General features: G+C 64.0%; 9 protein-coding genes and 3 pseudogenes. 9 read left to right on the forward strand and 3 right to left on the reverse strand.

What is annotated here, in order from left to right; all coding sequences use genetic code 11:
• A pseudogene (locus tag AC30NL_RS18765) lies at positions 1-91 on the reverse strand (IS6 family transposase); the annotation flags it as partial.
• A gap of 105 nt (positions 92-196) precedes the next feature.
• Here AC30NL_RS18765 and AC30NL_RS18770 point away from each other — a divergent pair.
• From AC30NL_RS18770 to AC30NL_RS18785, 4 genes and pseudogenes are all read left to right on the forward strand, one after another.
• Complete coding sequence (locus AC30NL_RS18770; RefSeq protein WP_489465509.1) at positions 197-484, forward strand: hypothetical protein; 288 nt, start codon at positions 197-199, stop codon at positions 482-484.
• 217 nt (positions 485-701) lie between these two features.
• On the forward strand, positions 702-1,616 hold the full coding sequence (locus AC30NL_RS18775; protein ID WP_489465510.1) for a hypothetical protein: 915 nt from the start codon (positions 702-704) through the stop codon (positions 1,614-1,616).
• A 71-nt stretch (positions 1,617-1,687) separates the two neighbouring features.
• Complete coding sequence (locus AC30NL_RS18780) at positions 1,688-2,185, forward strand: hypothetical protein (RefSeq protein WP_489465511.1); 498 nt, start codon at positions 1,688-1,690, stop codon at positions 2,183-2,185.
• Positions 2,186-2,299: 114 nt separating this feature from the next.
• Positions 2,300-2,655, forward strand: a pseudogene (locus tag AC30NL_RS18785) (Tn3 family transposase); the annotation flags it as partial.
• Positions 2,656-2,994: 339 nt separating this feature from the next.
• Here AC30NL_RS18785 and AC30NL_RS18790 read toward each other — a convergent pair.
• Positions 2,995-3,132, reverse strand: coding sequence for a hypothetical protein (locus AC30NL_RS18790; protein ID WP_489465512.1), 138 nt, complete (start codon positions 3,130-3,132; stop codon positions 2,995-2,997).
• Positions 3,133-3,227: 95 nt separating this feature from the next.
• Here AC30NL_RS18790 and AC30NL_RS18795 point away from each other — a divergent pair, with 95 nt between their 5' ends.
• Complete coding sequence (locus tag AC30NL_RS18795; RefSeq protein ID WP_489465518.1) at positions 3,228-3,326, forward strand: hypothetical protein; 99 nt, start codon at positions 3,228-3,230, stop codon at positions 3,324-3,326.
• 340 nt (positions 3,327-3,666) lie between these two features.
• Here the strand turns inward: AC30NL_RS18795 and AC30NL_RS18800 are convergent, their stop codons facing one another.
• Positions 3,667-4,374 (reverse strand): OB-fold nucleic acid binding domain-containing protein, encoded by a 708-nt coding sequence (locus AC30NL_RS18800; RefSeq protein WP_489465513.1) that lies wholly within the window; start codon positions 4,372-4,374, stop codon positions 3,667-3,669.
• Here AC30NL_RS18800 and AC30NL_RS18805 point away from each other — a divergent pair.
• From AC30NL_RS18805 to AC30NL_RS18820, 4 genes and pseudogenes are all read left to right on the forward strand, one after another.
• Positions 4,375-5,089 (forward strand): annotated as a pseudogene (locus tag AC30NL_RS18805) (transposase); the annotation flags it as partial. It lies immediately after the preceding gene.
• A gap of 155 nt (positions 5,090-5,244) precedes the next feature.
• Positions 5,245-5,769: a hypothetical protein gene (locus AC30NL_RS18810; protein WP_489465514.1), complete on the forward strand. Its 525-nt coding sequence runs from the start codon at positions 5,245-5,247 to the stop codon at positions 5,767-5,769.
• Positions 5,770-6,403: 634 nt separating this feature from the next.
• A complete protein-coding gene (locus AC30NL_RS18815; RefSeq protein WP_489465515.1) occupies positions 6,404-12,955 on the forward strand; it encodes an LEPR-XLL domain-containing protein in 6,552 nt (2,183 codons plus the stop codon).
• Positions 12,956-13,000: 45 nt separating this feature from the next.
• Positions 13,001-25,558 carry a CARDB domain-containing protein gene (locus tag AC30NL_RS18820; protein ID WP_489465516.1) on the forward strand — a complete coding sequence of 4,186 codons (12,558 nt, stop codon included), beginning with the start codon at positions 13,001-13,003 and terminating at the stop codon, positions 25,556-25,558.
• Positions 25,559-25,569: the final 11 nt, after the last annotated feature.

The raw sequence follows: 25,569 nt of genomic DNA on the forward strand, positions 1-25,569 counted from the left end.
CCTTGAAACCAAGCATGGGTCGCACGATTCGTTTGATCGCCCGATGATCCTGCTCGATGAGGTTGTTCAAATACTTGGACTGGCGCAACTCGGCGTGGTTCAACCAAGGGTTACCCGTCCACGGGCCCGAAGAGCTGGAAGACGGGTGGGTGCCATGGCCGACACTTGCGCCCCATTTTTGAGCTGAAGCGTGAGCATGAATCGATGCGGGAGTGTGGCGGCGAGGCTGCCCAAGAGCGAACGTCTGGATCTTGCCGTTCGGGCGTTGGCGAACTCGGAATCGATCACCGATCTCGCCGGCGAGCATGGCGTAAGCCGCAAGTTCGTCTACGAGCAAAGGGGCAAGGCCAGCGCAGGGTTGGACGAAGCGTTTGCAATGGACGCGTCGGACGAGGAAGGGCTGTTCGATCTGAAGGTACGCGGCTGCGTGCGCGCAGCGATGCGGGCCAACGCACCGAAGCAGCGGCGGATGCTGCGGTGCTGAACCGCATGCTTGCGGCTGGACGCCCGGACTCCGTGGAAAAGCATGCCACATGCCGAGCGACGCCGGTCACAATCGGTACTCGATCAGTTCGACAGTGTCGTGAAGATTTCGCTTCGCCACCCCGCGTTTCGCCAATGCTCTGCGCTCGTTCGAACCAATGGGCATCGTCTGCCTGATGGAGTCGGCCTCCCGGTCTGACACCGCCATTGCCAGAAACATGCAGAGAATTTCGCGGCTTCTTCCCCAGATCCGGACCCGGTCCCTCGCGGCCGCGCCGAGTGTGTCCGGCGCTGACAGGCGCGCACTGCCGACGACGCAGGCGCTTGCGTCATCTCCCATCTCGGCGCGACAGCGGACAGGAGGCAGTGCGCCGTTGCAGCCCCCGCGTGCGGGCATTCACGGCCTTCGGAACTTCCTCTCGTGGTCCTCATCGGGCGGCGACGACGACAAGAATGTCGAGCAGTGTCTGGCCAAGTACGTGAACATTGGTTTCGTGAAGCAACTCGTCGCGAAAGCCCGAGATTCGCTCCAGTACAGAGACCCGAACAAGCAGCCATCCGACGCGGGGCTCGCGCTCATTGCGGCATACACATCGGCAGGACTCGACCGGCACCTCGCCGAATTCCACGCTCGCGTGCGGCGTGATCCGAGGTTCAACGAAGACATGCTCCTGTTCGAGAAGACGATCGGCGACACGATCAAACTTCTGAAGAAGGGTGAAGCGAAGGTGGTTCGTCGCAATGTCCAGCTCGACAGGGACACCGTCGCGTCCTTCGCCCCGGGCTCAGTGGTGGGCTTCGATCGACTGACCAGCGTCACGATAAAGCCACAGCAGACATACAGGGGCGGCAACGTTGACTTCGTCATTGAGACGCGAGCCGGCGTCGTGCAGGTCGAGCCGTTGAGCGACTACGACAAGGCCGAGAGGGAGGGCATCCTCGACCTCGGCGCGGTCTTCGAGGTCGTCAAGGTCGAGACAGGCCGCGAGGATGGAATCCCATCGCAACATCAAGATGAGTATCCGGCCGTGACCATCCACTTGCGCGAGAAGGCAGCAGTCGAAGCGGAGAGCAGGCGCGTGCGAACAGCATTCGCAAGCTTCAATCTCCGAACGGGTCGGTCATTTCGCTGAACGGACCATGGTGGGGGTGTGCCGAGAATTACGGTAGGGACACCCATTGCTGGGACCCCCCCCCGACGGGCATGAACGCGGATCGCTACGAGTTCTGGGTCTACCGCCAGTTGCGACGGCGCCTGCACTCCGGGGCGATTCACCTCGACGACAGTCATCAACATCGGCACCTCAGTGCCAAACCCGTGCCCCCCGGGCGGCAGCCCGGGGCCTTCGAGCAACTCGACATCCCGTGGGTGCGCCGGCCGCTGGACGCGCAGCTCGCAGCCCTGTCGACCGAGTTGCACGAGCAGTGGCTGGCCTTCGACCAGGAGCTACGCGCAGGCCAGCTGACACACCTCGACTACGACGCGACCACGGGCACGCTGACATGCCGCCGTCCAGCAGCCGCGGAAGACGACGAACCGGACTCCTTCTACAAGCAGCTGTCGTCATGCGACGTGGCCGACGTGTTGCGCTTCGTGAACCGGCACTGCCGGTTCCTGTCGGCCCTGACGCCGCTGCACGCTGCGCCAAGAAGGTCGCCGACGAGGACAGCCTCCTGGCCGTCATCGCCGCCCAGGCGATGAACCACGGCAACTTGCTGATGTCGCGCACCAGCGATATTCCCTATCACGTGCAGGCGATCCGGGACGAGAAGGCGAACATGCGACCGCATCGTCGCGACGTTGGGGCTGAAGGAGATGACGCAGTGCACGCTGGTGCGCAAGCTCTGTACCTACGATGTCGACCCGACGCGCAGGGCGATCTTCGAATACGACAGGCTGGCGCGCAGCATCTACACGCTGCGATACCTGCGCGACCCGACGCTGCAGCGCGACGTGCACCGCTCGCAGAACCGCATCGAGTCGTACCACCAGCTACGCTTCGCGATCGCGCAGGTCGGCGGCAAGAAGGAACTCACCGGGCGCACGGATCTCGAGATCGAGATCAGCAACCAATGCGCACGCTGGTTGCCAACGCGATCGTGTTCTACAACTCGGCGATCCTGTCGCGGCTGCTTCCGCGGTGCCAGGCCTGCGGGAGTGAGAAGGCGCTTGCATTGGTGACCTCGACCTCGCCGGTGGCTTGGCGGCATGTACACCTCGGAGGGCGCTACGCCTTCCGCGTCGGCGGGCAGGCCATCGATCTGGACGCGGTCATCTGAGTGTGATCAGCCAATTCGATGGACCGATGATCGAGCTCGGTGATGGTCAGTCGGGCCATCACGGAATGTGAACATCGGCTCCGTTTCGGGAGTCGACGTGACCCTGTTCAGATCCTCGATGGACATCACGACCATGAGCACGAACGCCAGCCCTTTTTGAAGCTGGCGGAGTTAGTCCAGAGCGGTGCGAGGTTCCAAGCGGGCAATCGGTCGGTTGCCGGATCAAGATGTTCACCGACCGACGGGTGCGATCAGCAACTCGATGGCCTGATGTTCAAGTACTGCGATGGTCAGCAGAGAAGGTTCAGGCGTCGTGATGCCTGATTGGCCGCCGTGCGATTTGGTCGGCGCGAGCACAACGAGCTTCATGGAAGCGTACGGAACCCTTCAGAAGCACGCGGCCACGCTGCGGGACCAGAAGGAGCCGAACATCGACGACACTCTTGCGTGTGGTCACCGAATCGGTGAGCGCGTACAAGGTCTGCCAGGAGCGGATTGATGCCGTTGAGAAGGCGCTGCAGGCGGCGCTCGGGGCCGATGGTGCCGGGCCACAGCCAACGTGACTTTGCGGGAACTTCGCCACCTTCTGTTCGCGCTGGCCTTCATATTGCCAGTTGATGCGAAGTCGCGCGGAAACGAAGTCCATTACATGGTTGCGACCCAAGATTGAAAGCGATGTACGACCACAACCAGCTCGAAATCCCCGACTCGTTCATGGCGCTGTACCTCGTAGATGGGCGCCTGAAACCGGCGTCGACGCGGACAGCTATCACTGCCCGCTACGAGTTCTGCGAAGACCTGGCAAACCATCTCTACGAATACGCACGCGCTCAGCACTTTGACCTCGGCATCACTGAGCAGGACGTCCTTGAGCGGTGTCATAGAGGATTGCTCGCCGGGTCGTCATCGGTCAACGAGGCAGAGGCGACCTGGGTCATTCGAAGACTGGCCGAACTCGAGGGTTGGCAAGCACTGCCGTGAACCATGGACAAGACTCGCTTCCTGCAACTCTTGCGCGCCAGTGATGATTCGTGATCGCGCCGTTACTTGAAGTCTCGGCTCTCCGTCACCAGCCTGCCCAACACTCGGCGTCAAATCCTCGAGCTTGCCGGCGATCAGGTTCTTGACGTTGCCCTCGCGCTGCCACTTGCCGTGGACGACAAGCAGCCGAAACCGGAGCAGATCCTTCCGCTGCGCGTCGCGAAGCGACTTCCAGCATATGACCTGGACCACGCCCGTCTCGTCCTCGAGCGAGATGAAGACGGTGCCGTTCGCGGTCTCGGGCTGCTGTCGCAGCGTGACGATGCCGCAGTAGCGCACCAGGCGGCCGTTGGGTGTGGCATTGAGGTCAGCAGATGTCAGGACGCAACGGTACGCCAGGTGTGGCCGCAACAGTGCCATCGGATGGCTTCGGAGCTTGAGTCCGAGTGACGCATGGTCGAAGACAAGCTCTTCACCTTCCGGCGCCGACGGCAGATCCAGGATTTCTTCGTCGACGGGTGCGTCGCGCAACAGCTCAGGCGTCGAACGAAGAGCCGACGCGTCCCACACCTGCTGACGCCGGTGGCCAGACAGGCTCATGAGCGCATCGGCTGCGGCAAGCAGCTTCATCTCGATGGTTTCAATCCAGGCAATGTGATGCATCGCCGATGCGCTGTACTGCAACTACTTCCTGATCGCCGATCTGAGAGCCCGAGGCGTGGATGTGCTGTTCGAGCAAAACGGATCGCGAATCACGGACTTCCGGCGCGGACAGTCGCTTGGCACGCGCGATCACATCGTACGCTGGCCCAAGCCTGCGACACGTCCCGAGTGGATGACGCCCGAGCAATATGCCAACGCACCCGATGCGATCACGCTGCGTGAAGTCAAAGTCGCCAATCAGGTGCTGGTTACCACGCTGCTCGATCATCGACGGGTCAGTAAGGCTGATCTCTCGGCACTGTACGCGCGACGCTGGAACGTCGAGCTGGACCTGCGCAATCTCAAGACCACCACGGGCATGGACGTCCTGAGCTGCCAGACACCGCAGATGAACGACAAAGAGCTACTGCTCATGGCGCAGGCCGCCTGCAATGCCAACGTGGACCCACGCAGCTTGAGCTTCAAGCACACGGTGCAGCTATGGACGGAGTGGACTGCGCGAGGTCTTTCCAACAAGAATGACCGCCAGCGTCTGTTTGCGTCGATCGCTCAATCCGAGGTCGGCCATCGGCCTGGACGTATCGAGCCACGAATGCGAAGACGACGGCCCAAACCCTCCCCTTGGTTGAGGGTGCCTCGCGCACAGGCTCGCCGACATGTACAGAGGCATGGCCATGCGTAAGGGGGCAAAGTAGGTGCCATTCGCCTTAAAGGTTCGAGCGTCAAGCCGCCAAGGGCTCTTCGCTCGCATCGTCTATCACTTGGGTCCCGACCTCATCTTTATCAATCACCTTCGGATTTCCGGAAGCCAGAGCCTTCACCTCGACGTAGCTCAGCGTGGCGGGTTCGACATCCAAGAACCACGGCATCGAGTGCGCAGCCACGTATGACACTGTTTCGCTCGAGGTCGAGGTCGAGGTCGGGATCACATCCGCGCTGGGACGCCGGTACTTCGAGCTCATCCACAAGCTCGACCAAGCCATGCCGCTGCTCCCGACACTGGAGATCGAAGAGGTGATCAGCGAAAAGCAGGCAGAACAACAGCGCTGTCGACACAAGCGCATCCTGCTCGCGATGTCGTCGAGCGCGCGAAACTTCTCCATGGGCGTGCGCCGTCGCATGAACGAAGCCGATGCCAAGCCACGCGACATCAATGAGAAGGGCCGCAAGGGCCGCCGGCCCGGAGCAGCATCTCCGAGCGCTGATGCTACGGTGCGACAGCAGATCGGTTGCGGCTGTACTGGGATCTCGGTGCTGCCATTCTCAAGAAGCAGGAGACACACGGCTGGGGCCAGGCTGGCGTCGAAAATCTCGGGTGCGACCCAGTTCGCGATTGACCGCGCGTGCTGCGGAAAGCCGTGACGAAGCAATGCGCGCTCGCAACTCTGCGACAAAAGCAGCATCGGCGGAGGCGGCGGAATCACGCTTCGTCATGGTCACATTGCAGCGCAGAGATCTATGCGACCGCATCGATGTGACGGATTCGGCGGCGAACGACGGGGTGGTCGAGCCTGATTCTGAAAGCCCGGCTTTGCTCGCGTCGGTCGACTCCGAAACGGCAGGAGTCGTTACCCTGCTCCCCCCAAGGCTCCCCAATTGACAGGCGAAAAACACTTTATTACATTCAACCACGCGTAAATCATGGTTTTTAAATGGGTTTGCGCCTTCGTGCAATCGTCCTGGGAACACAGCCTGTGCCGTCACTCAAAGAAGATTCCAGTGAGCAAGTTGTGCGAGAAACGCGCCTCAGCTCAAGTCGAACTTGGCCCCCCAGGTCGAGCACGGTTGTTCAGTGCAAGCCACTGATACAGCCCTCATTGCTCTAGCACACGCCCCAGGCGTTGCGCCCCCCGTCATCGCGTCCGCCCATGCGCGCCGCGAGCCTGCTGATAGGCAATACACGACATTCCCTGGCTGCAATCCAAATGCGGCCAGGCGCAGCTTTTGCGCTTTGCGAAGCAAATTCAACAAGCAGTAACTCTCAGGAGAGAACTCTATGCGTGCCAAGTCCAAGCGTCTCGCCGCTCATGCCGCCTTGCACAAGGTCGGCGCTCGGTTCAAGACGTCGATCAGCCTGCCGGTGAACAGCATTGCCCGGGCGGCACGCGAACTGGGCGCATCGCAAGCGCGTCGTAAAACGGCCTGGAATGTCGAGCCTTTGGAGCCGAAAGTTCTGCTCTCGGCCGACGCCTTGCCGGGCGTTCACACCGTCGACGGTTCGGTGGATCAACCGGGTGAGCAGGATCGCTATGAATTCATCGTCCAAGAGCGTACCCGCTTCTTGTTCGACGGGGTGCAAGGCGATCAAATCCAATGGCAACTTCGCGGTTCGAACTCGACGGATCAGTTCGACTTCCGTGCATTGACCAACAACGGTGATCGCTTCCTGGATCTGGATCCTGGCAAGTACACGCTGACGGTGGATGGCGTTGGCGACCATACAGGCACCTATGCGTTCCGATTGATGGGCATGGAAGCCGCCGTGCCGCTGACGTCTGGCGCGACCGTGGCGGGCACTTTGCAACCCGGTGCGCAGGGCGCGCTCTACAGCTTCAACGCCGAGGCGGGTGACCGTCTCTTCCTGCAAGCAGGCAGTGGCAACACGGGTGGCACCTGGACATTGTTTGACCCGACAGCCAACGTCGCGGTAAGCCAACGCAGTCTGACCAGTGACTCCGGGGTTTACACGGCGCAGCGCTCGGGAACATATTGGTTGTCGGTGGAAGGCCAGAGCGGTGCAACCGCAGCGCTGAACTACGGCTTCACGACTTACCGAAACGCCGCACGGGTGGCGCCCCTCAACCTGGGCCAAACTTACAGCGTCAGTCTGGCGGCGCCGGGTGATGCGCAAACCTATACCTTTGATCTGGATCGCACCACGCAAGTGATGTGGGATCAACTCAGCGCCCCTATCAACAATGCGCAGTGGGTCCTCGTCAACACGGACACCGGCAGCACGATTTCCTCAGCTGTTCTCGACACGCAAGATGGCGTTTCGAAACCTCTGAATCTGGCTGCGGGCCATTACCAGTTGCGCTTGGAAGCGGTGGGGCGGGGCCAGGGCGCTACGGTGGCCTTCCGACTGCTGGACTCCAGTCAGGCCGACGTGGTCGCGGCCGGAGAGGCAGTTGCCGTATCAGCCGGATCAGCACAGGGTGGGGCGGTACACCGTATCGACGTGAGTCAGGCTTCGACCCTGTCCTTGGCGCACTTGCCTTTGCCTGACGCAGACGCATCGTTCAACACCTTGCCCAAAGCGCGCGACTGGCTGGTGGGTGGCTCTGCGGCGGGCAATGTTCAGGTGAATCTGGGAACTGGCGACGCTGGCCAGTTGGACGTGCAAGTCTTGCGCGTCCTGGCGGCATCGGGGGATCAACTGCATTTCAGTGTGACGGCCTCCGACTTTGCGCAGTGTTTGCGTCTGTTTGACACATCGGGTCACGAACTCGCCAACACGACGGGCAGCACGTTGGATTGGACTGCGACATCTACCGGTCTGCTGTACCTGGGTGTCAGCCGTGCCGCAAACGCCAACTACGATCCACTCATCGCGCCCGCAAGCGCAGCAGCAGCTCCGGGTCTACTGAGTTTGGCACTGAGGCGCACGCTGGCCAAACCCGAGTCAGTCGGCGATGTGGGGGATGTCATGGCGGATGCGTCTGACGTTCTGGTGGGGGCCTCGTCATCGGTCGTGGTGAACGCCACCATAGGTGATGGCGTCAATGGCACCCTGGATGTCGATTTCCACCGACTGGTGCTGGCGGCGGGCGAAACCTTCCGGTTGTCCACACCCAACGGCACGCTGGATGGTTATGCGCGGCTTTTCGATGCCAATGGCGTGCAGGTTGCGTCAGTGGACGATAGCCCTATGGCCTACAGCGTGGCCGCCACCGGGGTCTATTACCTGGGATTGAGCGGCTATCCCAACTCGACATATCTTCCCACCACCCCAGCCAGTGGGCGCACTGGGGCCGCCGGCACGATGTCCGTGACCTTCACGCGCGAGCCATCCTCGGTCACGCCATCTTCCCAATGGGTGGTGACAGACAGGCAAGGCAATCTCATAGGCTCCGCATCGCTGAGTCAAGGGTTGGTGTCAAGCGTTGCCTTGCCCTCTGCGGGCAGCTATTTCCTATGGACCAATCCTGCGTTCACCAACGGAAATCGGCGCGGCGAACTGCGTGTCGGTGTGTGGTCGGACGCAGCAGCACCCGCCCTCAATCTGGATCCTGCTGGTTCCACCACAGTGAATGCCAGCTTGACGCAGAGCGGTCAAAGCTTGGCGTACAACCTGACGGTCGCCACAGGGGGTGTTTGGGTCATCGAGCCGAACCGCTTCCCGGCCGGCGCACAGTGGCGCCTGAGTGGCCCGCTGGGCGTCGTGTCCGACTGGAGCAACCTGTCGAGTGACCTGACCAGCAGCGCGACGCCCTACCTCACGCCTGGCAACTACCGACTCGAAGTGCGCACCGGCGGCACCGCCGTAGGTGACGTGACGCTGAGTTTGGTGGGGCAGGGGACGGCGCTTGAGCTGAGCCCCGGTGCGCCTGTGCCCTTGCCAGACATGGCGGTAGGATCATCTCTGCTGCTCAGGAGCAACGCCACGCCGACCGACACCTTTGCGGGCAGCTTCTCACAGGCTGGTGGAGACTTCACCGTGCGCGCCTTTGACGCCTATGGGCGAAGCCTGGCTGTCAACGTCAACGGTGGATTCTTGCAAGGCAGTGCCAGCGGCCCCGTGTACGTTCGCCTGGTGCGAAGCTCCCGCAGTACGGATGCTGCGCTCACCTACACGCTCACGCGCACGCCTGCTGCTTCAACCACGTCGGTGGCGGCGACCCCCGTCACAGTTGGCAGCGAAGTCAACGACACCAATGCCAACGTCTCATCTCCCAACTACACCTTCACCTTGGCGCAAGACGGCTGGATGGCGTTGGAGTGGCAGGAGGGCACCTGGACTAATTGGACTCTGAGTGGCCCGCGTGGCGTAGAAGCCAACGGAGCCCTTCATGAGTCGTTCTACTACAGCGGCAGCCGCAGCTGGAATGCTCCTGTTCGTTGGCTGCCGGCGGGCACCTACACCCTGCAACTGAGCGGTGGCTCTGGGCTGGCGCGCTTTTCGCTGCGCTCCCCCGCCACCGCAAACCCCATCACCACGGACACCCCTGTGGCGGTGGATGTGGGCACCAGCGACGCCTACGAACTGTTTGACGTCACACTCGATGCCGACCTCAAGACCTTTCTGCGAGCCCTGAACGGAGCCGGCACCGGCAACTTCTTCCGCCTTTACGATGCCGCTGGTGTTTTGCAGACCCAAGGCGATCCAGCCAGCACCACGCCCGCACTGCTGAGCGTCCCGCGCGACGGTCACTACCTGTTGGCCATCGCGCGCAACACCCAGGCCACCGGCAGCACAGCGCTGCGCTTCGATCTGTCCACCATGCCGGCTGCGGCCCTTGCGCTGCCCGCGGGCGGTGTCATCAGCGGCCATTTTGTGCAGTCGTATGACTATGTGGACTACGCGTTGGTATTGACTGAAGCCTCGCAAATCTCGCTGTCGGGCACGGCCAGCACCGGCTCGAGCAAGACCTACACCTTGCGTGATGCTGCCGGCAACACGGTGGAGAACCTGTCGTATTACGGCGAGAAAGCCTGGGGCTTGGCGGCGGGCCGCTACACCTTGCGAGTCCAGCGCTCGGACTACTACTCCAATCCCAGTGCGAACGACACCTACACCGCCACCGTGCAGGTGACGAACAACAGCCGAGCGCTCGGCGTGGCGCAGCCTGTCAGCCTGCAACTGAACAACGGCATGGCAGATGCCGTGCTGCAAATGAACCTGGAGGCCGGCCAAAGCTATGTGCTCACCACCGCGACGGACCCCACCTACTACCAGGGCATGCGCGTCAAGATCTTCGATCCGAGTGGCGATCAATGCGTGTCGTCCGGAATGGGGGGGCCGTGGTGGTACAGCCAGACCAGCCTGATCTTCACCGCGCCGCAAACGGGCACCTACCGTGTCATCTTGGGAGGCTCTGATTCCTCGGCGGGTTTGACGGGGACCTATGGTTTCAAGCTCACCCAGGCTGCGGTGCTTCAGTCGCCGCTGCGAATCGGCGTTGACGCCATCAACTCTCTCACCCAGGTTGCAGACGAGGGGCGCCACGCATTCACGCTCACCGAGGCCAAGCGCTTGCTTGTCAGTGTGACGGGCGATGCTTACCAAGCTCAACTCGTGCGTACCGATACCGGTACTACGGTCCTGTCAACGTCGAACACCCTGAATGGTCCGCTCATCCAGTTGCTGGATCTGGCGCCAGGCAGCTACGAATGGCGCATTCAGGCGACGAAAGAGAACCCTGGCAGCTACCGGATCCGCATGGATGATGTGGCCAGCCTCAGTCCGCTGGCCCTCGACACGACGGCCACGGCCACGGTCGCGCAAGGGCGCTGGGCCACCGCCTGGTCCTATGACGGAACAGCCGGCGAGTTGCTCACTCTGGATTCTTCGTTGCAAAGCGATGGCTATGGATACTGGCAGCTCATAGGCCCCAATGGCGCCGCGGTGTCGTCCGAATGGCAGTACGGCGGTGAGCTTGTCCGACGCATCAAGCTGACCGAATCTGGACACTATGTGCTGATCCTGCGCGGAGACAGCAGCAACTCCGCGCCACAGACTTCTACCGTGGTGCTGCGGCGCTATACCGAGGCCACGACTCCCATGTCCGTGGGCGACCAGGTCAGCGGCTCCATCGCCCATGTCGGCGACATCCAGCACTACAGTTTCACCCTGGCCACAGACACAACCATCGCGCTCGACCCCCAAGGCGGGGCGGCCAACCTCACGCTGACGGGGCCCAATGGCGACGAACTGAGCTTGAACCTGGACAGCGTAGAAAGCTATGACGTGCGGCGTCTGCGCGCGGGCACCTATTCGCTGGACATCACCGCCGATGCCCTCAATTCCACGCCGAGTTTTGGCTTCAAACTGTTGAACCTGGCATCGGTCGCTCAAGCGCATGGTGAAGTGACGAAACTCAGCGGGGACATACCAGCCGGGCGCAATCTGGCCGTGCACAGCTTTGAGGTGTTGGCCGGGCACTTCTACAACCTCGACTTCCTGGTGCCGACGGTCTACCCGGACTATTTCCGCTACACGCTGGTGGACGCGCAAGGCCGGACGGTTTCCGCAGATGGGTGGACGCACGGCACGTCGGTGAGCTTCACCCCCGCCGCCAGCGGGCCGATCTATCTGGTGGCCAAGCAGTACTACTCCGCGAGCGCGGCGGTGCATTTTGATGCGGCATTGCGCCAACCCACGCTGGTTTCCACCCCATTGCCCTTGGGCAGCAGCGTCGCGGCGTCTCTGGTCACGCGCGAGGACCGCGCGGACTACAGCTTCAGCCTGGATGACGCGGGCTGGCTGGATTTGTCCGACGTCGCCGTCCAGGGCGGCGGCGCAACGTGCGATGTGATCGCGCCGGATGGCACGAGCCTGTGGTCTCGCAACTTCTCTGCGGGCAGCTCAGATCAGTCGTGGCAAATCCCGCTCAGCGCGGGGCGGTATGTGCTGCGGGTGCATGGCGCCAGCGACGGCAGCACCGTGGCCGTGGGTTTCACACCCCGCACCGTTGCGCGTCCCCATCAGTTGGATCGGCGGCCTGGTGCCGTTCAAGCCGTTTCGACAGCAGCAGGTGAAAGTACCGTTGACCTGTGGTCCGTGAACGCGGCCGCCGGTGACAGCCTGAATCTCACGTCCACACGATGGCCTGGGGCGGGCTCGGTGCAGTTGTTCGCCCCGAATGGATCACTGTTGTCCACATGGAATCCGGCCAGCGGCTCCCCTTTGAATGCGGTGCTCGATGTCTCTGGCATCTATCTGCTGCGGGTGACGCGTCCGTCGGAGGAGGCCGTTGCCGACAACGCCTATGCCTTCGAAGCACTTTGTGACGGCACTGCCCCGGCAGACCCCTTGGTCAATACAGAGTCTGCCGGTGGCACCCTGGATGCCGGCAGCCAGTTCACTTACGGCCTCACGGTCACCGAGGCTGGGCTTTGGTATCTCGACCGCAATGCCATCCCAGACTATTACGCCTACTACTACAGCGGCGCACGTGTCCTGGATGCGCATGGTGCGGTAGTGGCCACGGGCTGGGACACGGCGATTTGGTTGAAGCCCGGCCAGTACAGCGTGGAGGTGTCTGCCACCTACAACGCCGCGAGCTATGACTTCACATGGCGTCGCCTCGACACACTCACGCCCTTGCCCTACGGGCAGTCGGTCAGCATGGCCAGCGCGTCGGTCTATCAGATGCGTGCCTACCGTGTCGACGCACAGGCCGGCGACCAATTGCGCTTCAACGCGCTGAGCAGCAGCGGCTCCAACCTGCGTTGGATGGCGGTGAATCGCAACGGCCAGGCATTGACCGGCTGGAACTGGGGCAATGCAGACGCCAGTGCCTTCACGGTTCAGGACACCGGGCCCGTGACTTTTCTCTTCGATTGGGCCAACTACAGCTACGGCAGCGGCATCAACGGCGCGGTGTAATTCCAGATCGACAACCTTGCCAACGCTCAGGCCGGCGTCATCGCATTGAACCAGACAGTTTCAGGAACGCTTAACGCACAAAACCAGTCGCGCACCTACACCTTCACCCTGGATGAAGGCAAGACCGTGCAGTTCGACCGGCTCAATAGCGGTGCGGGCAACGACAACCTGTACTGGTCGCTGACAGGCCCGTACAACACCTCGTTGGCCAGCAGTGAATACCTGTCAACGGGCACGACTGCACCCTCCACCCGCGTGCTGGATCTGCCACCCGGCACCTACACGCTGCAGGTCTACACCTCGGGATTTGGCAACGACAGCTACGCCTTCCGCCTGCTGGATCAGAGCACCGCCACGCCATTGACGAACGGGCAGATCGTTGAAGGTCGTGTTGAGCCCAGCGGTGAGATGGTGGCCTACAGCGTGGATGCCGAGGCAGGCGACCGGCTGTTCGTGGACTTCCGCGATCTCACCATCCGTACCTCTGCCTACGATGCGACGGTTGGCTTCTCGCACTACAACTACACGGGCGGTGTTCGCATTGTTGACCCCTATGGGCGAGATGTCACCAGCGCGGCCCTGGGCGACGCGGAGGCCGTGGCCACCGTGAGTGGCCGCTACACGGTGCTGCTCGACAACTACCAGAACTACAACGTGCCGGTGGCCTACCGGCTGGCGGTCTTTGTCAACACGCCTGGCCTGCCGCGCACCATAGACCTTGGCGTCACCGCCACGGCCATGGACCTGCAGGTGCAGAGCGTGGCCGTCACACCAGCCCAGACGGGCAGCGACATTCGCTCCGGCAACACGATGACCGTGTCATGGACCACGCTCAACAACGGCGTCAGTGCCACGCTCGGAGACTTCGTCGAACGTGTGATCGTTCGTCGTCCGGCGACGGGCGAGGTGGTGGCCCAAGTCAGCATGCCCTTCGTCGAGGCGGACCCAGGCAATGGTTCGCTGTTGCCGTCACAGACGGTGGCGCGCCAGGTCAACATTCGTTTGCCCGACGGCCCCGCTGGCGCTGGCGATCTGTCCGTCACGGTGGAGACAGACGTCACCAACACCCAGCCCGAAGGCGGAGTGGCAGAAGAAAACAACCGGGCTTTCGCCAACTTCACCAGTGCGCTGGCTGACTATCCCAACCTGGTGGCGGCCAACCTGTCGATCGCGCCGACCGCCGATTGGAGCGCGGGCCAGCCGGTGACGGTGCGCTGGACGACACGCAACGATGGCAGCCTTGCGGCCACCGGAGGCTGGACCGAGCGCGTGGAGCTGTTGAATCAGACCACTGGCGTGGTGGTGGCCAATCTGGCACAGGCCTTCACGGCGCAAAACATCGCAGCCGGCTCGTCTGCTGATCGCAGCGCCAGCTTCAACTGGCCGAGTGGTCTGAACGCCATTGGCGCCTTCCGCCTTCGGGTGGTGGTGGACGCCTTGTCCGAAGTTTCCGAATACAACGCCAGCGGTGCGCTGGAAAACGACAACGCCAAGCAACAGGTCGTGAGCGTGGGGCCCGATCTCGTCGTGCGCAATCCGGGCTTGTTGCAAACCGGCGTGCAGTCGGGTGACCGTGTCACGCTCGTCTGGGAGGACGTGAACCAGGGCAGCGTTCCTACACCCGTGGCCTACCAAGACCGTGTGGTGGTGCGCCAGCGCAACGCAGACGGCACGGCCGGTGCAGTCATTCTCGACACCTCGGTGGCCTTTGCCGGCGCTGCTGCACTGCCACTGCAGCCCGGCGAGGCCCGTGCTCGCTCGCTCAACTTTGCGCTGCCTGATGGCGTCTTGGGCTCGGGCCAGTTCGATGTCTTCATCACCGCCGACAGCTCGGCCAGTGGCACCGCCATCCTGTTCGAAACCAACCTGGCCGGCAACGCGGAAACCAACAACACCTCCGCCGGAGATTTCATCACCACCCTCAGGCAATACGCCGATCTGGCCGTGACCGATCTGGTCGCCCCCACCACCGTGGAGTCGGGTGCACAGACCCAAATCAGCTGGAGCGTCACCAACCAAGGCCCGGTGGCCGCCGTGAGCGCCAACGGCTCGTGGGTGGACCGTGTGGTGCTCAGCAGTGACAGCGTCATCGGCAACGCCGACGACGTGATCCTGGCCAGCGTCACCCACACCGGTGCGCTGGCCGTGGGCGCCAGCTATGGCCAGAGCGCGAGCGTGCGCATCCCGACGCGGCTGCAGGGCAACTACCGCATCGCCGTCATCTCCGACATCAACAGCGCCGTGCGCGAGCCCGACACCCGGGCCGACAACCTGCGCCTGTCCGGCACCATTGCCATCCTGCAGACCTATGCCGATCTGGTGCCTTCGCTGGCGGCCGTGCCGGCCGAGATTTTTGCGGGTCGCACGGCTCGGGTGGAGTGGTCCGTCCAAAACAACGGAACCGTCACTACCGACGTGAGCCGCTGGGTCGACCAGGTCTATCTGTCGAGCACCCCGTCGCTTAGCGCCAGTTCGATTCTGCTGGGCTCGGTGACCCACGTCGGGGCGCTGGACCGCAACGGGAGCTACGCCGCTGCGATGGACGTGCAGATCCCGCGCGACGCCTCGGGCCCCATGTATTTCATCGTCAAGACGGACGCCTTCGCGGCCGTCTACGAACTCGGCCGCACGCCAAACAACGTTGTGATTGCCGCAGCGTCGTCCCAGGTTCAACCCGAACCGCGCGCCAATTTCGTGGTGCAGGACCTCACCGCGCCCACCCAATGGCGTGTGGGTTCAACGGTCGAGCTCACGTACACCGTGCGCAACACCGGCAATGATCCGGTGAATTCCTGGCTGGCCGAAGAAGTGCGGCTGGTGGACACCGGCAACGCGTCCAACATCGTCACGCTTGGCTCCCCCTCGGGCACGCGCAACCTGGCGCAAGGCGCCGCTTATACCCAAACGCTCAGCTACACCGTGCCGGCCATGCCGGCGGGCAATTGGCGGCTTGAGGTCATCGCCGACCGCTGGGGCTACGTGAGCGAGTCGTCGGAAGCCGACAACGTGGGGAGCGCGTCGATCGCGGTGGTCCACCCCGACTTGGTGGTGAGCCAACTGGCCACCACGGGTCTGCGGCAAGGCGGCGAAACGCTCACGCTGAACTGGACCACCCGCAACAGCGGCACGGCCGACGCCAGCCATGTGCGCGATGCTGTCTACCTGTCGCGCGACGGCGTGGTCGGCGCGGGCGACACCCAGCTCGGTGAAATCACTCACACCAGCTTGGGGGCTGGGGCCAGCGAAGTTGGGCAGCTCAGCTTCACGCTGCCGGTCGATCTCGAAGGCGACTGGCGCTTGATCGTCGTCACCGACGCGACCAACCAGAACAATGAGAACACCAGCGGTGAGGCCAACAACGCCGACATGCTCGCCATCGCCGTCGCGCGCGACTTCTTCGCCGACTTGGCGGTGAGCGCCGTGCAGGCGCCTACACGCGTGATCGACGACCCGGCCTCGGTGACGGTGGAGTGGACCGTGACCAACATGGGCACGGGCCTCGGCCGCACGCTGTCGTGGACCGACCGCGTGATCTATTCGCAGAATGACGTGCTGGGTGACTCCGACGACATCGTTCTCGGCAATCTGGAGCGCACCGGTGGCTTGGCCGTGGGCGACAGCTACAACGGCAGCGTCACCTACCGCTTCGGTCCGGGCGTTTCGCGTCACGGCCGGGTCTTCGTGCGCACCGACGCGGCCGGCGCTGTGTGGGAGAACACGAGCGAGGCCAACAACACGGCTGCCGCACCCGAGGCGATGGACGTGATGCCCATCCCCTATGCCGACCTGCAGGTCGAGTCGGTCACGACGCCGAGCGATGCCTTCAGCGGCCGGCCCATCACGGTCACCTGGACGGTGGTCAACCGTGGCATCGGCATCACCGACGCCGGTTCGTGGAGCGACAACGTCTGGCTCAGCAGCAACCCCGACGGTACCGGCACACGCTGGAATCTGGGCTCGGGTTCGCACAACGGCCAGTTGGCGCCGGCAGGGCGCTACACGCGCAGCATGCAGGTCACCTTGCCCGAGGGCATCTCCGGCAACTACTACCTCAACGTGTCCACGGGCGGGCCGTTCGAGTTCATCTACACAGACAACAACCAGGCCAGCTCGGTCAGCGTTCCGGTGGCCTTGTCGCCATCGCCCGACCTGCTGGTCGAGGCTATCAATGCACCGGCCACGTCCAAAGAGGGCGCGCTCGTCGATTTGTCGTGGACGGTCATCAACCAGGGCGAGGCGCGTGCCGCTGGCCAGTGGACCGACACGGTGGTCCTGGTGCCTGCTTCGGGCACGGGATCGGCCGTCGTGCTGGGCACCTTCACCTACGACCGCGGGCTCGACTCCGGCATTCGCTACACCCGCACCGAGCAGGTTCGCCTGCCGTCCAAGATCGAAGGTTCCTACCGCCTGCGTGTCGTCACCAACAGTGCGCTGGGCTCGTCGTCAAGCACCCAGGTGTATGAGCACGGCTCGGCTCGCAGCAACAACACCACCACGGCCGGCGACGTGACCGAGGTGAGCCTGAACCCGAGGCCCGACCTGCACGTAAGCGCGGTGGTCGCTCCAACCGAGAGTGTCACGGCGGGTACGACCGCGTCGGTGCGGTTCACCGTCACCAACATGGGCCCGGAGGCCACATCCGGCCAGTGGCAAGACTACGTCTACCTGTCGCTGGATGGCATTCTCAGCGGCGACGATGTGCTGGCCGCTCGCCTGGACAGCGGAGCAGCCTTGGCCCCGAGCGAGAGCTACACCACGCAGACTGCAGCGATCAACATCCCGATTCGTTTCCGCGGCGATGTCTACATGATCATTTCGGTCGATGCGCCCAACCGCATCGACGAGTACCCCAACGAAGGCAACAACGTCAAGGCCGAGAAGTTCCACGTCGACCCGATTCCGTTTGCCGACCTGGTGACGAGCGACGTGGTTGCGCCCGACCAGTTGGTGCACGGCGCGACCGTGGGCGTCACCTACAAGGTCACCAACAGTGGTGCGGCCCGCTCGCAAGGCGACACCTCAGCCGTGAACAGCTGGACCGATTCCGTCTGGCTCACGGTGGACAAGCGCCGCCCGTCACCATCCAAGGGCGACATCCTGCTCGGCCAGGTCACGCACACCGGCAACCTCTCGGTGGGCGAGGACTACCTGGGTTCGATCCAGGGGCAGATCCCCGACAACGTACGTTCCGGCCAGTACTACATCACGGTGTGGAGCGACACCTACGACGCGATCCTCGAAGACACGCTGGCCAGCAACATCAACCCCGACGACGCGGGCCAGATCGACAACAACAACTACAAGGCACGTGCCGTCAGCGTGCTCGGCATGACGCCGCCCGATCTGGTGGTGAGCCAGGCCACAGCCACGCCTGCCGTCACCGCACCGGGCGACTACAGCTTCAGCTACACCGTCAAGAACCAGGGCGACCTCTTCAACGGCGCCTGGACCGACAGGGTCTGGGTCGCTGACAACGCCGATCTCTCCCGGGCTACCACCAAATGGATGGTGGGTGAGTTCAACCAGCAGCGCAGCCTTGGCAATGGCGAAACCTATTCCGTTTCGCAGACGGTGCAGCTGGCACCCTCGGTGAAGGGCGCTTATCTGGTGGTCGAGACCGACCGCCCGTACAACCCGGGCTATGCCTACCGCAACGACATCGCCGAGCTCGACGAGTCCAACAACGCCCGTGCGGTGGCTTCCAACGTCGACAACCGGCCGTCTGACCTGCGTGTGGCCAGCATCGTCACCGAGCCCGAGAACTTCTCGGGCGAAGAAACCACCATCATCTGGACGGTCACCAACTTCGGCGCCGACGTGTGGAGCGGCACGCGTGGCTGGGTCGACAGCGTCTACTTCAGCCCGGATCCCGAATTCATTCCCAACCGCGCCACCGCGCTGGGAGCCCTGGTTCACTCCAACGCCGCGGGCCTGGCCTCGGGGGCGAGCTACACCGCCTCGGCGCGCTTCAAGCTGCCGCCGGGTACCAACGGGCCGTACTACATCTACGTCATCACCGATTCCAGCCATCCGACGGATGGGCTGTCGCCTGCCGTCTCATCGGGCGCGATGAGCGAAGACCTGCGTGGCGAAAACAACGCAGGCTCCCGCGATTTCCTCTACGCCTACAGCGTGTTCGAAGGCGCACGCAACGACAACAACAGGAGCCGCGGCACGCTCAACGTGACCTACCGCGAGCCCGATCTGCAGATCGACAGCATCACCAGCTCCGACCCGAACCCGGCCTCGGGCGACACCATCACGGTGTCGTGGACGGTCACCAACCGCGGCACGCGTGAAACGCGCGTGCCCGGCTGGTTCGACGGCGTATTCCTGTCGCGCGACACCTCCATGGATCCGAGCGACTATCCGGTGGTCGATCGCGGCAATGAAGGGGAGATGCTGACACGCCTGCGCCAGACCTACCTCACCGACGCAGAAGGCAAGCCGCGCTACCTGAAGCCCGGCGAGTCGTACACCAATTCCACGACCTTCACGCTGCCGTCGTCGATCAGCGGCAACTTCAGCATCATCGTGAAGGCTGACACTTCACCTGCCACGCCTTGGGGAGGTTACGGCGTGGTGAGCACTGTCCGCGAAGGCCTGCGCTTGCTGGCCGATGCTGGGGCTCAGGCGGGCTCGGTGCTGGAGTTCCAGGACGAAGGCAACAACGTCTCGTTCATGGCGCTGCCCATCAGCTTGTCGCCACCGCCCGATCTGCAGGTCACGCAGGTCACGGCGCCCAATTCGGTCATCGCCGGCCAGGCGCTCAACATCAGCTACACGGTGGAGAACAAAGGTGGCAAGACGCCTGCTGACCAAGGGTCGTGGTACGACCTGATCTACCTGTCCAAGGATCGCTTCCTCGACATCAACAAAGATCGCTACCTCGGCTACGTGTCGCATGGCGATGGCCTGCCAGCCGGTGGCAGCTACGACTCGGGCACGCTCAGCTTCACCGCGCCGCGCGATCTTGAAGGCCCGTACTACGTCTTCGTCGTCACCGATCCGGCGCGTGCCTGGGGCTCGGGCGACAACGGCCGGGTGTACGAGTTCGGCAAGGACGACAACAACAACGCGGCCGCGGTTCAGCCCGTCTTGATCGAAGTCCCCCCGCCGGCCGACCTGGTGGTGACCAATGTGGTGGTGCCTTCCAGTGTGTCCGTGGGCCAAGAGGTAGAAATCACTTTCACGGTCACCAACCAATCGACCGACCCGGCCCTGGGCCGCTGGACCGATGCGCTCTACCTGTCGTCCGACAACACCTGGGATTTGAACGATCAACTGCTTGGCAAGGTGGCCCATGCGGGCGACCTGGCGGGCAACGGCACCTACACCGCCACGCTCAAGACCACGCTGCCAGCACTCAAAGACGGCGCATGGCGCGTGATCGTGCGCCCCGACCTCTACAACGAAGTCTTCGAAGGCAAGATCACCTACAACGACACCGGCTTGCACATTCCGCCGGGCGAGGCCAACAACCGCTTGGCGTCCGCCGCCACGCTCAACGTGACCGTGCCCACCTTGACGGTGGGCGCGCCGCTGGCCACCACGCTGACCACCGGCAACGTGCAGATTTACAAGCTGAGCGTGGCCGCAGGTGAGACCCTGCGCGTCAACCTCGACTCTGTCGCGACCGACGGTGCCAGCGAGCTGTACGTGCGCTACGGCGACATCCCCACGGGCTACGCTTTCGACGCGGCCTACAGCAAGCCAGTCTCACCCGACCAAGAGGTGCTGATTCCCACCACCAAGGCGGGTGACTATTACGTGCTGGTGCGCGCGCGCCAGGCGCAGGCCGGCACGGCGGCCACACTGCGTGCCGACTTGCTGCCCTTGTCCATCACCAGCGTCACACCCGACCAGGGCGGCGTAGGTGACGACGACCACCGCTGGGTCACTGTCGATATCGAAGGAGCCCGCTTCGCAGCGGGCGCGCTGGTCAAGCTCTCGCGCCCAGGCGTGTTCGAGATCGAGCCCGAGCGCTGGCAGGTGCTAGCCGCCACGCACATCCGCGCGGTGTTCGACCTGCGCCATGTGCCGATGGGCCTGTATGACATCAGCGTCATCAACCCCGACGGCCAGCGTGTCACCGAGCCTTACCGCTATCTGGTGGAGCGTGCCATCGAGGCCGACGTCACCATCGGCATCGGCGGCGCACGCACGATCAACCCTGGTGATGGCACGACCTACAGCGTCACCCTGCAAAGCCTGACCAACGTCGACACGCCTTACGTGCGCTTCGACGTGGGTGCGAGCGACATGGGCAACAGCCAGAACCTGCTCGAAGGCCTGAACCTGCCCTATGTGGTGTTCTCGTCCAACGTGGGCGGCCAGCCCGGTGGCGCGACCTCGCAGGACGCCGGCAACACGCAAAGCTACGGCGCCACGCCCACCACGCCGATCCGCTCCGACATCCCCTGGGCTTCGCTCGATGGCGCAGACAACACCAGCGGCTGGAACCTCGCCCCCGGCTATGCCTTCGACGTGGCGGCGGGCGGCTTCGTCGGCTTCAGCTTCAACGTGCAGACCTACCCCGGCTTGGCCGAATGGCTGGCCTACGACTTCGAAGGTCTGCGCAGCAAGCTCTACGCCATCCGCCCTGACTGGAAAGCGCAGGGCCTGCTGGACGGCGGCATCCCGTCGCTGAACAACATCTCCCCAGGGTTGGCGGCCAAGTTCGTCTCGACGGAACCAGGCGTTCACATCACCAAGCTCGAAGCCCTGGCGATGCCATTCCGCTTCGACACGCTGGGTGCAGCCACGCCGCTGACGCGCGATGAGTTCATTGCCGACCAGACCGCGCACGCCAAGCAGCTGAGAACGGCCATCCTTGCCGACGCCAGCGCCCCCAGCACCCTGGCGGTGCTGGCGGCAGACGAAGCGCAGTGGGTGCAAGGCTGGCTGGCGGCGCTGGAAGCGTCGGGCCTGCTGCGGCCTGCCGATGAAGCGCCACCCATCCGGCTGCAACCGCAGGTCATGAGCCTGAACGCCACGCTGGCCACCGGCATCCTGCTGAGCAAGGGCGGTGAAAGCTACCGCACCCAGGCTGACTTGCTGGGCTTCTTCACCAAGGTGCAGCAGTGGTATGGCGACACCGCCCGCTGGGCCGGCGACCCGATCGCTGCCCATGCGCCGGTCGACTATTCCGAAACGCGCCACAGCGATGACGGTGGTGAGGTGGAAGTGCCAGTTCCAGTGGCCCCCAAGCCGGCCGACTACGACCAGCATGCCACCCAAGACACACACTTCATCAGCTTTGACGTGTTCGCCGGCGGTACGGCCGAGCTGGAATACCTGCGCCACATCGGCGTGCTCGACGAAAAATTCGGCCCCGTTGGTCCGCAAGCACTCAACCTCACGCAGTACCTGCAGCAGGCCGCGCAGCGCGCCGCCAACGCTCAGGTTGCCGTGTCGGTGCAAGGGCCGCAGACCGTGCTCACGGGGGGCAGTACGTCATACGTGCCGGCCGACTACGCGCTGCCGTACACGGTGTCGTTCAGCAACCCCACGGAACACCCGGTGGGCGAGCTGCGCATCGTCACCGAGCTCGATGCCGACCTCGACCCGCGCAGCCTGCGCTTGAACGACCTGAAGATCGGCGACATCAACATCCATGTGCCGGGCGACCAGGCCGTCTTCCAGGGCGACTTCGATTTCAGCGGCAACAAGGGCTTCGTGCTGCGCGTGAGCGCAGGTATCGATGCGCAAACCCGCATCGCCACCTGGCTGATCAAGGCCATCGACCCCGACACCGGCGAGGTGCTGCACGACGCCACGCGCGGCCTGCTGCTGCCTGATGCGAGCGGCAAGACCAACAAGGGCTATGTGAGCTACACCGTGCGTGCGAGTGCCGAGGCCGTCACCGGCGCCAGCATCAGCTCGCAGGCCCGTGCCTTCTTCGACGACGCACCGCCCATCGACAGCGGCTCGGTCAGCCACACGCTCGATGCGTCGGCGCCGGTCACCCAGCTCACGGTCACCAGTGTGGCCGGCAGCAGCGTGCCGACCTACACCGTGGGCTGGAAAGCCACCGACGACGCCTCCGGCGTGAAGCACGTGACGGTGTACGTGTCCGAGAACGGAGGTGACTTCCGCATCTGGCGCAAGCAGGTGGCGGGCGACGCGAGCCAGGTGGTCTTCACCGGCGAGGCCGGCAAGAGCTATGAGTTCCTGGCTGCGGCCACGGACAACGCGGGCAATCGCGAAGCCGCGGTCGTATCCAACGCTGTGCTGCCTGACGACGGCAGCCGTCAAAAAGCCGAGCAGGCGCTGGGCGCCAACGACACGCTCACCGGCACCGCCGAGCTGCCTGCGGCAGCGCCTGGGCGCAGCTATGTGAGCAACGAGATCTTCCAGCAGGCCACGTTGCGGCTGCCGGGATTCGTTGCGCCCGCCCAGCCGGGTGATTTGCAAAGTGTGCTGGCCCCGATGACGGTGCGTGGCTTTGCCGATGGCTTCACCGGCAGCGATGGCGACATCGGCGCGCTGGCCATGGTGCAACTGTCCGACGGCTCGGTGCTGGCCAGTGCCGGCAGCCTGCGCAACGAAGTGTTCAAGTTCGGCAAAGACGGTGGTCACACCACCACGCCACTCTTCGTGCTTGATTCGCCGGTGCTCGACATGGCCGTCGACGCACTCGGCCAGCTGTGGGTGATGACGGGGCGGGAACTGCTGCTTGTCGACGCCACCACCGGTGCCGTGATCGACCGCCACATCGGCCCGGGCCAAGATCCGTTGACGCATGCCCTGGCGATCGATCCCGATTCGGGCCTGATCTATGTGTCGTCAGGCAATGGCGTCGAAATCTTCGACCCCAAGGCCACTGATGCCAGCAAGGCCTGGAAGCATTTCTCCAACAGCCGCGTGGGCGACCTCGCCTTCGGGCCCGATGGCCGACTGTGGGGCGTGCGCTGGACGGGCAGTGACATCACCGACGCCGTGCCGGGCAGCACCACCGAGATCATCAGCTTCCCAATGGCTGGCCGCACCCAGGGCCGGGCCGAGGTGGAGTACCGCATCGCCGGCGTGGTCGACAGCATCGCTTTCGGTGCGGCCGGCTCGCCGCTGGCCGGTGTGATGCTGGCTTCGAGCAACCTTGCCCAGCGCCCGGTGGTGCAGGGCGCAGGCAGCGTGCCGCACACCTCCAGCGTCTGGATGGTCGAGCTGCAAAGCCGCCGCGTGCTGCAACTCGCCACGGGCGGTACGCGCGGCGAGAGCCTGCTCACCACGAGCGACGGCATCATCTTGATCGCGCAGACCGGCCACATCGACCAGATCTCGCCCATCCACGCCCCGAGCGTGCTGGCCACCAGCGTGGCCGAAGGCGCCTTGCTGCCGCTGCCGGTGAGCCAGATCGCGGTCACCTTCGACCAGGCCATGTGGACAGGATCGTCCGGAATGGATGCAGACGATCTGTCGAGCGTGCTGAACGCCAGCAACTACAGCCTCATTGCGACCGGAGCCAACAGCAACCTGACGCTGCAGCCGGTGTCGGTGCGCTGGGATGCCGGATCGCGCTCGGCTGTTCTGACTCTGCCCAACCTGCCAGCCGGCGGGTGGCGCCTTGAAATCAACCCCCAGATGCGCAGCGCGGCGCAGGTGCGCCTGTCTGCCACCTTCATCACCACCTTCACGGCGGTGAGCGACCTCACGAGCCTGGTCAACCTGGTGTTCACCAACACCCGTGCCGACCGCTTGACGGGCGAGGTGAGCTACGACGTCAGCATCACCAACATCGGTGTGGATGACATCCGCGGGCCGCTGACGCTGCTGCTCGACCCGGGCCGCTACTTTGCCAACCAGGTGGTGGGCGCCACGCAGGGGACGGGCGATCAGGCGGATCTGTGGCTCATCGACCTCACTGCCGGCCTGCAAGCCACTGGCGGCAAGCTGGGCGTGGGCGCGACGCTGGCCAACCAGACGGTGAGCGTGCGGCCAGCCAGCATCTTCGGCACCTCGCCGGGCTCGAGCACGCTGGTCAAGTTCAACCTCGGCCATGGCATCTACGCGGTGCCTTACGACAACACGCCGCCGACCGTGCAGGTCGCTGGTGCGGCCGATCCCGAATCGGTCGCGCTGCCTGATGCCCAGGCGGGCCAGGCCTGGACGGGTACGCTGCAAGCCGACGACAGCGATGGCGCCACCTTCTTCTGGCAGATCTTGCAAGGGCCTGCGGGCCTGACGATTGCGCAGTCCGCCACGGTCGATGCATCGGCCACCGGCTACAGCAACACTGCCACGCTGAGCTGGACACCCACCGCCCGTGACCGCGCCGATACCGAGGTGCTGGTGCGCGTGGTCGATAGCCGCGGTGGCGTGGCGATCCGCCGCTTCACCATCGCCGTGGCCGGTGCCAACCATGTGCCGGTGCTCGATGGCGTGGGCGACATCACGCTGGCCGAAGGCCAGACGCTGCAGCTGCCGATCGTCGCGGCTGATGCCGATGGCGATACCGTCACCGTGAGCCTGCGCAACCTGCCGGCTGGTGCGCGCTACGACGCGGCCACGGGCATCCTCACCTGGGTGCCCGGCTACGACCAGGCCGGCGACTACCCCGACGTGACCATCGTCGCGAGCGACGGCAAGCACACCGTCAGCTAGCGCTTCACGCT

The sequence above is a fragment of the Rhizobacter sp. genome (genome assembly GCA_021153565.1).
Lineage (GTDB): Bacteria > Pseudomonadota > Gammaproteobacteria > Burkholderiales > Burkholderiaceae_C > Albitalea.